Source organism: Allobosea sp. (assembly GCF_051860145.1).
Taxonomy (GTDB): Bacteria; Pseudomonadota; Alphaproteobacteria; order Rhizobiales; family Beijerinckiaceae; genus Allobosea.
The window spans coordinates 14,707-26,324 of record NZ_JBHYEM010000025.1 but is presented as its reverse complement, the minus strand read 5'-3'; the positions used below and the strand labels follow the sequence as shown (position 1 = coordinate 26,324).

The window sequence follows — 11,618 nt, the reverse complement described above, 5'->3', positions numbered from 1 at the left end:
GGAGACCCGGGATCCATGCCGGAACGGGTCAGGCATGGATCCCGGCTCTGCGCTTCGCTCCGGCCGGGATGACCTGGTCCGTCTGGATCAACGGAGGCTATGCGAACTTGCGTGCCAGCGCGCGGCAGGCCAGGGCGAGCCCGGCGGCCACGACGGCGCCGATCAGATTGGCCTGGGGCTGCGCGCCGATATCGCCGCGCATCTGCTGCACGACGACGAGCAGGATCAGGAGAACGGCCACCAGCCCGAGCGCCCATTGCAGGAATGTCAGGCAGGCCCAGGCCATGGCGCGGCTGAAGATCATGCCGCGAGCTTAACCCCTTCTACCCCTGCGGGAGAAGAGAGGCGCTTAGGCCCACCATTTCTCGCCGACCGTGAAGCGGCCGGCGGCGTCCTCGATGACCTGCCCGACGGCGAACAGCGTCTCCTCGTCGAAGGCGCGGCCGATGAGCTGCAGGCCAAGCGGCAGGCCCTGGCGGTCGACGCCGGCCGGAACCGCAATGCCCGGCAGGCCGGCCATGTTCACGGTCACGGTGAAGACGTCGTTGAGATACATCTCGACCGGATCGGACGAGCCCTTCTCGCCGATGCCGAAAGCGGCGGACGGCGTCGCCGGGGTCAGCACCGCGTCGATGCCGTCGGCATAGGCCAGCTCGAAATCGCGCTTGATCAGGGTGCGGACCTTCTGCGCCCTGAGGTAATAGGCGTCGTAATAGCCGGCCGAGAGCACATAGGTGCCGATCATCACGCGGCGCTTGACCTCGGCGCCGAAACCGGCGGCGCGGGTCTTCTCGTACATCTCGACGATGTCGCGGCCCGGCACGCGCAGGCCGTAGCGGACGCCGTCATAGCGGGCGAGATTGGAGGAGGCCTCGGCCGGCGCGACGATGTAATAGGCCGGCAGGGCGTATTTGGTGTGCGGCAGCGAGATGTCGACGATCTCGGCGCCGGCATCCTTCAGCCAAGCGATGCCCTGCTGCCAGAGCGCCTCGATCTCCGGCGACATGCCGTCGAGCCGATACTCCCTGGGGATGCCGATCTTCATGCCCTTCACCGAACGGCCGACAGCCGCCTCGTAATCAGGAACGGCGCGGTCGACGGAGGTCGCGTCCTTCGGGTCGTGGCCCGCCATGGCGCGCAGCATTACGGCGGCGTCACGCACCGTCTTGGCGATCGGACCGGCCTGATCGAGCGAGGAGGCGAAGGCGACCGTGCCCCAGCGCGAGCAGCGGCCATAGGTCGGCTTGATCCCGACCGTGCCAGTGAAGGCGGCGGGCTGGCGGATCGAGCCGCCCGTGTCGGTCGCCGTCGCCGCGAGGCAAAGACCGGCTGCGACGGCCGCAGCCGAACCGCCGGACGAGCCGCCCGGCACGAGATGATTGCCCTCGATGGCGCCCGCCGCCCCTGCCCCGACATTCGAGCCGCGGCGCCGCCAGGGATTGACGACCGTGCCGAAGGCGCTGGTCTCGTTCGACGAGCCCATGGCGAATTCGTCATTGTTGAGCTTGCCGAGCATGACCGCGCCGTCGCGCCAGAGCTGGCTCGTCACCGTCGATTCATAAGCCGGCACGAAATCGCCGAGGATTTTTGAGCAAGCGGTGGTGCGCACGCCCTCCGTGGCGAAGAGATCCTTGATGCCGAGCGGCAGGCCTTCGAGCGGACCGCCCTCGCCTTTCGCCAGCTTGGCATCGGAGGCAGCCGCCTGTTTCAGCGCGTGGTCCGGCGTCTCGAGCACGAAGGCGTTGAGCGCGCGCGCCTGCTCGATGGCAGCGATATGGGTCCTGGCGAGCTCGGTCGCGGAAAAGCGCTTCGCCTTCAGCCCGTCGCGGGCTTCGGTCAAGGTCAGGCGGGTGAGATCGGTCACGAGGTGATTCCGGGAGTTGTACGATCGGGCAGAACGTCGGTCGTCATTGCGAGAAACGAAGCGACGAAGCAATCCAGGGGGACGGCGCGAGCCCTTCTGGATTGCTTCGCTGCGCTCGCAATGACGGCCAGCGCACGAAAAGACGAGGCGACTATTCGACCACTTTCGGCACCACGAAGAAATCGTCGTCGGAGGCCGGCGCATTGGCGACGATCCTGTCGGCGATCTCGCCATCGGTGACGACATCCTCGCGCTGCTTCATCGCCATCGGCATGACCGATGTCATCGGCTCGACGCCCTCGACATCGACCTCGTTCAACTGCTCGACGAAGCCGAGAATGGCGTTGAGCTCGCCTTGCAGCTTGGGCAGCTCGGTCTCCGGCACGGCGATGCGCGCAAGATGCGCGACGCGCTTGACGGTGGCGAGATCGACCGACATGGCGGACTCCTGGAACTTCGCGGCGCTGGTGAACACGATTTGTGGTCACGGGCTATACGGCGCGCGGGGCCAGCCCGCAACACGCCATAAGCCAAGCGCGGGATCCCCTCTCCTGGAAGGAGAGGGGTAGGGGTGAGGTGTTCGGGAGGGGAATCGCAAGCCTGAACCCGACCGCCGGTGAGCGCTCACCGAACTGGTCGAACGGCCTACACCTCACCCTGCCCTCTCCTTCCAGGAGAGGGTTCCCCGCGCTTTATTCGGCTACGTCAAAGCTCGACCGCTTCGCCCTTCTTCGGCACCACGACCTGCACCTGGCCGCCCTTCAGCGCCGCGACGAAGGCGTCCGGCGTCTGGTCGATGATCGGGAAGGAGCCGTAATGGCAGGGGATCGCGACCTTCGGCTTGACGAAGCGCGTCATCGCCAGCGCCGCCGTCTTGCCGCCCATGGTGAAGCGGTCGCCGATCGGGCAGATGCAGATCTCGACGCCATGGAGCTCGCTGAGCAGGGCCATGTCGCTGAAGATGTCGGTATCGCCCATGTGCCAGAGCGTTTTTTCACCCTTGGCCTTGATGATCGCGCCATTGGCGCTGCCGAGCGGGAAGCCGACGCCGGCCTCGACCAGCCCGGCCGAATGATCGGCCCGGACCAGCGTCACCGAGAAGGCGCCGAGATCGATCGTGCCGCCGGTGTTCATCGGCTCGAATTTCTGCAAACCCTTGGTGGCGAGGTACATGCACAGGTCATAATTGCTGATGACGGTTGCGCCCGTCGCCTCGGCGATCGAGAGCGTGTCGCCGATATGATCGCCATGGCCATGGGTGACGACGATATGGCTGATGCCCTTGGTGATCTCGCCGGCATTGCCCTCGAAGGCGGGATTGCCGGTGAAGAACGGGTCGATCAGCAGCGCGGCGCCGTCGAGATCGAGGCGGAAGGCGGATTGGCCGAACCAGGTGAGTTTCATTGCAGGGTCTCCAGCAGGGCGGCGGGCCGCGCCTATCTAGGCCGGTTCGGCGGCGACACCAAGTCGACTTTGCCGGGAGGCGCGTGCAGGCTCACCCAACGATTCAGGGCCGGAGTGACGTCATGACAGATGCAGCCACGCTTTCCCGCCGCATCGCCCAGGGGCGTGGCGACGCGCCGGCCGATCTCGTCATTCGCGGGGCGCGGCTGCTCGACCTCGTCACCGGCGCGCTGGTCGAGGGCGATATCGCACTCTGCGGCGACACGATCGTCGGCACGCATGGCCGCTACGAGGGTTCGGAGAGCTTCGACGCCAGCGGGCTGATCGCCGTGCCCGGCTTCATCGACACGCATCTCCATGTCGAATCGTCGCTGGTCACGCCGCTCGAATTCGAGCGCTGCGTGCTGCCGCATGGCGTCACCACTGCGATCTGCGATCCGCATGAGATCGCCAATGTGCTGGGCATCGAGGGGATCGCCTATTTCCTGCGTTGCGCCGAGGCAATGCGGATGGACCTGCGCGTCCAGCTCTCGAGCTGCGTGCCGGCGACGCATCTGGAGACGGCGGGCGCGCGGCTGGATGCCGGCGACCTGACGCCGCTGATGGACCACCCGAAGGTGATCGGGCTGGCCGAGTTCATGAACTTCCCCGGTCTGCTGAACCGCGACCCTGGCTGCCTGGCCAAGCTCGAAGCCTTCTCGCAACGCCATATCGACGGCCACGCCCCGCTGGTGCGCGGGATGGACCTGAACGGCTATCTCGCGGCCGGCATCCGCACCGATCACGAGACGACGACAGCCGAGGAGGCTCGCGAAAAACTTGCCAAGGGCATGGCGATCCTGATCCGCGAGGGCTCGGTCTCGAAGGACCTGCATGCGCTGATCCCGCTGATCACCCGCGACGCCTCGCCCTTCCTCGCCTTCTGCACCGACGACCGCAACCCGCTCGACATCGCCGAGGAAGGCCATCTCGATTTCATGATCCGCACCGCGATCGCGGAAGGCGCGGATGTGCTCGCGACCTATCGCGTCGCGACATTGTCGGCAGCGCGCAATTTCGGTCTGTTCGATCGCGGCTTCATCGGGCCGGGCAAGCGCGCTGATATCGTGCTGGTCGAGGATTTGGCGGAATGCCGGGTCAGTCATGTCTTCGCCGGCGGCCGGTTGGTCGCGGACGCCCTGTTCGCAGATCGCAAGCCGGTTGCGCCGGTGGGACTCGGCAGCGTCAAGAGCCGCACGCTGACGGAAACGGATTTCGAGGTGGCAGCCCGAGCCGGCGAAACGCCGGTTATCGGCGTCGTGCCGGGCCGCATCATCACCGAGCGGCTGAGCATGGCCCTGCCCTCGCGCGATGGCCAGGCCCTGCCCGATCTGGCGCAGGATGCGGTCAAGGTCACGGTGATCGAGCGGCACGGCAAGGGCAACGGCATCGCGACCGGCTTCGTCCACGGTTTCGGGATGCAGCGCGGCGCCATCGCCTCCTCCGTCGGCCATGACAGCCACAATCTCTGCGTCGTCGGCGTCGACGAGGCCTCGATGGCGGCGGCGGCGAACCGGCTGATCGCGCTCGGCGGCGGCTTCGCGGTCGCCGATGCTGGCAAGGTCACGGCGGAACTGGCGCTGCCCGTCGCCGGGCTGATGAGCGAAGAACCGTTCGAGGCCGTGCGGCACGGGCTGGAGGGCCTGCGGGCGGCAGCGAAGGCGCTCGGCGTGGTGCTGGCCGAGCCGTTCCTGCAGGTCGCCTTCCTGACCCTGCCGGTGATCCCGCATCTCAAGATCACCGACAAGGGGCTGGTCGATGTCGACCGGTTCGATTTCGTCTGAGTTTCGCCGTCATTCTCGGGCTTGACCCGAGAATCTCACGACGAGATGGCGCTTACTGACGCCCAATCCTGCAGGAGATGCTCGGGTCAAGCCCGAGCATGACGGCTTGTCTCAGAAATCGACCTCAATCCCTTCGGCCTTGGCCTTCGCACGCAGATTCAAGCGCCTGACGCCCGGCAGGCGCGTGCCCTCCTGATCCTCGATGGCATGGGCGAGCAGCTTCATGCGCTCGCCGAACCAGTTTCCGCCCATGCTGCCTGGGTCGATGGCGAGGATGAGCTGGCCGGTATCGGGCGGGCCTCCCTTGTCGTCGAGGAAGGAGGAGGCCTGGAAGCCGAAATGCGTGCCGACCAGCGCAGCAGCGAGGATCTCGACCATCATCGCCAGCGTCGCGCCCTTGGCGTCGCCGAGCGGGACCATGGTGCCGGCGAGCGCGGCAGCGGCATCGGTGGTCGGCTTGCCATGGACATCGAGCGCCCAGCCCTCGGGGATCGCCTCGCCCTTCTGCTTGGCGGCGACGATCGGGCCGCGCGCGACCTTGCTCAGCGCCATGTCGATGACGATCGGCTCGCGACCGGCCAGCGGCGCGGCGAAGGCGATGGGATTGGTGCCGAAGACCGGCTTCGAGCCGCCCCAGGGCGCGATCGCGCCGGGCGTGTTGGCGAAGAGCATGGCGACCAGCCCCTGCTCGGCCAGGCGCTCGACATGCAGGCCGGCGGCGCCGCAATGGTTGGAGCGCCGGATCGGGGCCGCCATGACGCCCTGCTCGCGCGCGAATTCGGGCAACTCGCTCACGGCGAGATCGATGGCGGGATAGGCAAAGCCATGGCCGGCGTCGATTGCCAGCACACCGGGCTTCGGACGGCGCGCGATCGGCACCGCCTGCCCGTCGATCTTGCCGGAGCGCAGCATGGCGAGATAGGTCGGCACGCGCGAGAGACCATGGCCCTTCAGCCCGTCCGCCTCGGCCATGACCAGCGCCCAGGCGACGGAGGCGGCATTGGCCGGCGAGGCGCCGGCGGCCGCGAACAGATCGGCGATCTTCGCCTCGGCTTCCTCCAGCGACAGGCGGCTCATGAGCGGCCCTCCAGGGCAGCGATGACGCGTTCGGCGACGAGGCCGGAGACGCGGCCGTTCGATTCGACCGTGTTGCCGGCGATATGCGGCGTCAGGATCAGGTTCGGCGTGCCGGCGAAGAGTTTTGCGCCGCCACGCAGCGGCTCCTCCTCGAAGACGTCGAGCGCGGCGCCGGCGAGCTTGCCGCCCTTCAGCGCGGCGACCAGCGCCGCCTCGTCCATGACGCCGCCGCGGGCGGCATTGACCAGCACGGCGTCCGGCTTCATCCGGGCAAAAGCCTTCGCGCCGATCAGCCCCTTGGTGTCCGGCGTCAGCGGCAAATGGATGCTGATCACATCCGAGGTCGACAACAGGGCGTCCAGCTCGAGCCGCTCGACGGTCTGCCAGGCCGGATCATCCGCCGGGACATAGGGATCATAGGCCGCGATGCTCATCCCCAGGACGCGCGCATGCTGCGCCGCGTCGCGCGCGATCGACCCGAAACCGACCAGGCCGAGGCGCTTGCCGGCGATCTCGCGCCCGATCAGCTTCGTCTTGGGGAACTCGCCGGCCAGCATCGCGGCATTGGCGAAATAGGCGCCGCGCAGCAGCACCATGGCGCTGCAAATGACATATTCGACCACCGAGAGCGAATTGGCCCCGGTCGCCGGGAAAACCTTGATCTCGCGGGCCGCACAAGCCTCCATGTCGATATTGTCGAGCCCGACGCCGAGCCGGCCGACGACCTTGAGGCGCTTCGCCCCAGAGAGAAGCGCGCCCCTCACCTGCGTCTGGTTGCGCACGATCAGAGCCGGCACGTCGGCGACGAGCGCCGCAAGCTCTTCCGGCTTGCCGAACAGCTCGGGGTCGTGATGGACCGTATAGCGGGCCTTGAGGGCCGCGACCGCCGCCTCGTCCATGAATTCGGTGATGACGATGTCGGTCATGGCTTTTCCGCTTGGCTTTCCTGCTTGGCCGCCGCTCAGCCCAGGGCCAGGAGGCCACCGGTCACAACGCCGAGAATGACGAGGCTCGTCCCCGTCACGAGCACGAGATGCCGCCAGCCGAGCCGCGCCATCGAGGCGATCGAGGTGCCGAGGCCGAGTGCGGCGATCGCCACCAAGAGACCCCAGCGCGAGGCTTCCAGCAAGGCCGAGCGCAACGGGAGATAGATCCCGGCCAGCGCCGGCTGCGTCGCGAGCACGCTGTTGAGCAGGCACAATGCGAGGAAGACGAAAGCGAAGACCGGCACCGGCACTTTCGCATCGCTGGCATGCCCGCCCTCGCGCACCATCCACCAGCCGACCAGCAGCACGGCCGGCAGCAGCAGGAAGACGCGAAAGAGCTTGACGATCACCGCGGCGTTGGCGACGTCGTCCGACACTGACTGACCGGCCCCGACGACCTGCGCGACATCGTGAATGGTCGCGCCCAGCATGATGCCGGTCTGGGTCGCATTCAGTCCGAGCCAGACGCAGATCAGCGGATAGGCCAGCATCGCCAGCGTCGAGAGCGCGTTCATGGCGATGACGGCGAAGGCGACATCGGCCGCCTTGTTGCGATAGTCCGGCAGCACGCTCGCCGTCGCCAGCGCGGCGGAAGCGCCGCAGACGGCCGTGGCGACGCCGCCGAGCGCGCCGAAGCCGCGCTCGCGCCCGAGCAGGCGGGCCAGCGCGAAACCCGAGACCACGGTCACGGCCATGGCCAGGACGACAAGGAGCGCGGTCGTCAGGCCGAGCGCGACGATGTCGCCAAGCGCGACGCGCAGGCCGAGCAGCGCAATCGCCCAGCGCAACAACTTCTTGACGCAAAAGGTCATGCCAGGCTCGAACCGCGCCGCATTGGCGAGCGGATGCAGCAGCATGCCGATCACCAGCGCGATCACGACGGCGGGCACGCTGACCTGCCCGCCGCCGAGCGATTTCAGGAACGGCTCGGCGAGCGCAGCGGCAATGGCGACGGCGGCGGAGAGCAGGATCCCGTCGAGGAACGGGCGCCAGGCGCTCAGCGAGGAAGATGTCGCGACGGACAAGAACGCGCTCCGGGCTCGGGTCGGCCGAGAATCGACGGTCGGCAAAGGAAAGCTGCGAGCGGGGACCCGCTCGCAGGGCTCGTTTAGTCGCTCGTCAGGCCGAGCGGTAGAGCTTGGTCATCGAGAATTCGCGATGGCCGAGCGCTTCGGAAGCCGTCATACGCCCATTGGCGGTGCGCACGATATTCTGGATCAGCGCATCGCCGGCCTGCGGAATCGTCAGGTCGCGGCGCAGGATGCCGGAGACGTCGACGTCGATATGCTCCGGCATGGTCCGCATCGTCTTGGGATTGCCGGTGATCTTGATCACGGGGACGATCGGGTTGCCGATGACGTTGCCCTGCCCGGTCGGGAAGGTGTGCACGACATAGCCGCCAGCCGCCATCAGGGTCACGCATTCGGCCGCAGCCGAGGAGGTGTCCATGTAATAGAGGCCCGGTCCCTTGGCCGGCGCCTCGGCCGGCTCGAGGATGTCGATGAACTTGCAGTCCCGGCCGATCTTCTCGAGATTGCCGAGCGCCTTCTCCTCGATCGTGGTCAGGCCGCCGGCGATGTTGCCCTTGGTCGGCTGGCTGTCGGAGAGGTCGTCGGTCTTGTGGGCCTCGATGACGTCGTCCTGATAGGCCTTCCACATCTTGTACCAGCGCTCGCCGAGCTCGGGCGTCACTGCCCGCGCCTTGCAGAGATGCTCGGCGCCGGTGATCTCGGAGGTCTCGCCGAAGACGCCATAGACGCCGCGCGGGATCCACTTGTCGTACATGTTGCCGACGGTCGGGCAGGAGGACAGGCCGGTGGTGGTGTCGGATTCACCGCATTTGGTCGAGACCCAGAGCTCCTCGATGCCGCATTTCACCCGCTGCAGCTCGGTCGACCACTGCACGAATTCCTTCGCGACATAGGAGGCCTTCGCGATGGTCGCGATGTCGCCATGGCCCTCGATGCCGAAGCCGACGACCGGCTTGCCGGTCTTGGCGATGCCGTCGACGACGCGCTTGGTCCAGCCATCCTCGATGCCGATCACCACGACGGCGGCGACGTTGGGGTTTGCGCCCGTGCCGATCAGGGTACGGAAATGGATGTCGAGATCCTCGCCGAACTGCAGGCGGCCATAGGCATGCGGGATCGCCAGCGTGCCCTTGATGTTGTTGGCGACGGCCTCGCAGGCGGCGTTGGAAAGGTCGTCGAGCGGCAGTAACAGCACATGGTTGCGCACGCCGACGCGGTCATTCTCGCGACGCCAGCCATAGAAGGAATCGAGGCTGCGGCCGGTCGGGCGCTTGACCATCGGCGCCTTGAATTCGGGCGCCTCGATCTTGCGGCCCCTGACGCGGCCGAGCTTGCCTTTGACGAGGTCGAAATTGGCGACGATGGATGACATGGGGTTTCCTTCGATCCGTTGCGGGCTCGACCGGTGACGGGAGCCCATTGCCGATTCTTTTCAGGCGGCTGCGCGGTTTTCCTCAGACGCGGGAACTCACCAGCGCTTGGTCTTGGCGTTGTGGACGTGGAGGTGCTCGCCCTTCTTCACGTCGGCGATCGCCTTGCCGATGTCCTGGCCGTATTTCCAGATCGTGTCGCCCTTCTTGATGTCCTTGAGCGCGACCTTGTGGCCGATCGGAATGTCCATCTTGGAGGTCAGGCGGAAATCGGAATTGTCATGGGTGACGACGCCGAGCATGTCGGTCCCGGCCTTGAGGCCTTCGACCACGACGACGCCGACCGTGTCCTTCTGCTCATGCACCAAGAGGTGGGGCTTGCTCATTTCTGACCTCCTTCGAACTGGCGAAGTGCCGAGACTGCCCTTGCGAAAATCGGGCTCGACCTGCGCTCCGCCAAGTCTTATATAAGACATATGAGTGTGCACAAGCTCGAATTTCCAGACCGGCAGGATGGCATCGAGAAAGCCGAGCCCCTGGGCTTCCGGCCGCTCTACCGTCAGGTGAAGGCGATCTTCGTGCGCCGCCTCGTCGATGGCGTCTGGGCGCCCGGCGAAGGCCTGCCGAGCGAGAGCCAGCTCGCCGCCGAGATCGGCGTCAGCCAGGGCACCGTGCGCAAGGCGCTGGACGAGCTCGCAGCCGAGAATCTCGTCGTGCGGCGGCAGGGCCGTGGCACCTTCGTCGCCGAGCATGACGAACGGCGCATCCTGTTCCAGTTCTTCAAGCTGGTCCCGGACCATGGCGAGCGCCGCTTTCCCGACAGCGCGGTGCTGAGCATCGCGACGGGGACCGCCGATGCCGCCGAGCGCGCCGCGCTCGATCTCGACGAAGCCGCGTCCGTGATCCGCATTCGCCGCCTGCGCTCGCTCGATTCGACGCCCCTGATCGTCGAGACGCTGTCGCTGCCGCAGCAGCTTTTTCCGGGGCTCGAAACCGGACCGATCCCGAACAACCTCTACAGCCTGTTCGCCGGGCGCTATGGCGTGACCATCGCCCATGCGCGGGAACGGCTGAAGGCCGTCGCTCTCAACCCCGGCGACGCGCGTGCGCTCGGCGTCGCAGCCGGCCTGCCGGCCTTGCAGGTCGACCGCGTGGCGCTGGCGCTCGACGGCATGCCGGTCGAGAGACGCCTCAGCATCTGCCTGACCGAGGAGGCGCATTACCTGTCCGACCTGCGCTGAAGTTCAGGCCGCGATCTCTTTCCACACCAAGCCGCCGCAGAGCGGTTCGTCACATCCGGAGGAAATGAATGATTGCCACGACGACAAGACGCCTCGCACTCGCCGGCCTTATGGCCCTGGGACTCGCAGCCCCGGCCTCGGCGCAAGGCTATCCGACGAAGCCGATCACGCTGATCGTGCCCTTTGCGGCCGGCGGGCCCAGCGACGTGATCGCGCGCCTTCTCGGCGACCATATGGGGCGCACGCTCGGCCAGCAGGTGCTGGTCGAGAACGTCGCCGGGGCCGGCGGCACGGCCGGGGCCAAGCGCCTCGCCTCGGCCGAGCCAGACGGCTACACGATGCTGATCCACCATCTCGCGCTGGCGGCCGCACCCTCGCTCTACGGCAATCTGGGCTATGACACGCAGACGGCCTTCGCGCCGATCGGCCTCGTCAATACCGGACCGATGGTGGTCGCGGGCAAGCTCGCGCTGCCGCCGGTGGACGCCAAGGCCTTTTTCCCGTTCGCCAAGCTCCAGGCCGACAAGCTCACGGTCGCCCATGCCGGCATCGGCTCGAATGCGCATCTTTGCGCGGTGCTGCTGTCGCAGGCGCTCGGGGTGAAGTTCACGCAAGTGGCCTATCGCGGCACGGGCCCTGCCATGAACGACCTGGTCTCCGGTCAGGTCGACGTCCTGTGTGACCAGTCGACGACCGCCGTGCCGCAGATCCAGGGCGACAAGATCCGCGCCTATGCGGTGACCTCGACAGGACGGCTCGACGTGCTGCCCAACACGCCGACGGCAAAGGAAGCCGGGACCGACCTCGAAATGACGATCTGGC

General features: G+C 67.0%; 12 protein-coding genes. 3 read left to right on the top strand and 9 right to left on the bottom strand.

Annotation, left to right across the window (positions count from 1 at the left end):
- Positions 1-97: 97 nt before the first annotated feature.
- From ACTIF2_RS24775 to ACTIF2_RS24760, 4 genes are all read right to left on the bottom strand, one after another.
- Entirely contained in the window at positions 98-304 is a 207-nt protein-coding gene (locus tag ACTIF2_RS24775) for a hypothetical protein (protein WP_439499800.1), read from the bottom strand.
- A 45-nt stretch (positions 305-349) separates the two neighbouring features.
- The gene (gene gatA / locus ACTIF2_RS24770; protein WP_439499799.1) at positions 350-1,864 is read right to left on the bottom strand and encodes an Asp-tRNA(Asn)/Glu-tRNA(Gln) amidotransferase subunit GatA; all 1,515 of its coding nucleotides are present in this window, start codon (positions 1,862-1,864) and stop codon (positions 350-352) included.
- A 151-nt stretch (positions 1,865-2,015) separates the two neighbouring features.
- A complete protein-coding gene (gene gatC, locus ACTIF2_RS24765; protein WP_439499798.1) occupies positions 2,016-2,303 on the bottom strand; it encodes an Asp-tRNA(Asn)/Glu-tRNA(Gln) amidotransferase subunit GatC in 288 nt (95 codons plus the stop codon).
- A gap of 266 nt (positions 2,304-2,569) precedes the next feature.
- Positions 2,570-3,268, bottom strand: coding sequence for a metal-dependent hydrolase (locus ACTIF2_RS24760; RefSeq protein ID WP_439499797.1), 699 nt, complete (start codon positions 3,266-3,268; stop codon positions 2,570-2,572).
- 122 nt (positions 3,269-3,390) lie between these two features.
- Between ACTIF2_RS24760 and ade the strand changes: the two genes are divergently transcribed.
- On the top strand, positions 3,391-5,091 hold the full coding sequence (gene ade, locus ACTIF2_RS24755; RefSeq protein WP_439499796.1) for an adenine deaminase: 1,701 nt from the start codon (positions 3,391-3,393) through the stop codon (positions 5,089-5,091).
- Between the two features lie 111 nt (positions 5,092-5,202).
- Here the strand turns inward: ade and ACTIF2_RS24750 are convergent, their stop codons facing one another.
- The 5 genes from ACTIF2_RS24750 to ACTIF2_RS24730 all read right to left on the bottom strand — a co-directional run bounded on the left by ACTIF2_RS24750 (position 5,203) and on the right by ACTIF2_RS24730 (position 9,941).
- Positions 5,203-6,168 (bottom strand): Ldh family oxidoreductase, encoded by a 966-nt coding sequence (locus ACTIF2_RS24750; protein ID WP_439499795.1) that lies wholly within the window; start codon positions 6,166-6,168, stop codon positions 5,203-5,205.
- On the bottom strand, positions 6,165-7,094 hold the full coding sequence (locus ACTIF2_RS24745; RefSeq protein ID WP_439499794.1) for a hydroxyacid dehydrogenase: 930 nt from the start codon (positions 7,092-7,094) through the stop codon (positions 6,165-6,167). Before ACTIF2_RS24745 ends, ACTIF2_RS24750 begins: the two co-directional genes overlap by 4 nt.
- Positions 7,095-7,129: 35 nt before the next feature.
- Positions 7,130-8,179 (bottom strand): YeiH family protein, encoded by a 1,050-nt coding sequence (locus ACTIF2_RS24740; protein WP_439499793.1) that lies wholly within the window; start codon positions 8,177-8,179, stop codon positions 7,130-7,132.
- A 94-nt stretch (positions 8,180-8,273) separates the two neighbouring features.
- Positions 8,274-9,464 (bottom strand): UxaA family hydrolase, encoded by a 1,191-nt coding sequence (locus ACTIF2_RS24735; RefSeq protein ID WP_439499837.1) that lies wholly within the window; start codon positions 9,462-9,464, stop codon positions 8,274-8,276.
- 189 nt (positions 9,465-9,653) lie between these two features.
- Positions 9,654-9,941 carry a UxaA family hydrolase gene (locus tag ACTIF2_RS24730; RefSeq protein ID WP_439499792.1) on the bottom strand — a complete coding sequence of 96 codons (288 nt, stop codon included), beginning with the start codon at positions 9,939-9,941 and terminating at the stop codon, positions 9,654-9,656.
- 90 nt (positions 9,942-10,031) lie between these two features.
- On the opposite strand from ACTIF2_RS24730, the gene ACTIF2_RS24725 reads away from it, so the two are divergent.
- Both ACTIF2_RS24725 and ACTIF2_RS24720 read left to right on the top strand, forming a co-directional pair.
- The gene (locus ACTIF2_RS24725; RefSeq protein ID WP_439499791.1) at positions 10,032-10,796 is read left to right on the top strand and encodes a GntR family transcriptional regulator; all 765 of its coding nucleotides are present in this window, start codon (positions 10,032-10,034) and stop codon (positions 10,794-10,796) included.
- 68 nt (positions 10,797-10,864) lie between these two features.
- Positions 10,865-11,618: tripartite tricarboxylate transporter substrate-binding protein (locus tag ACTIF2_RS24720; RefSeq protein WP_439499790.1), on the top strand; the 754-nt coding region annotated here is incomplete at its 3' end.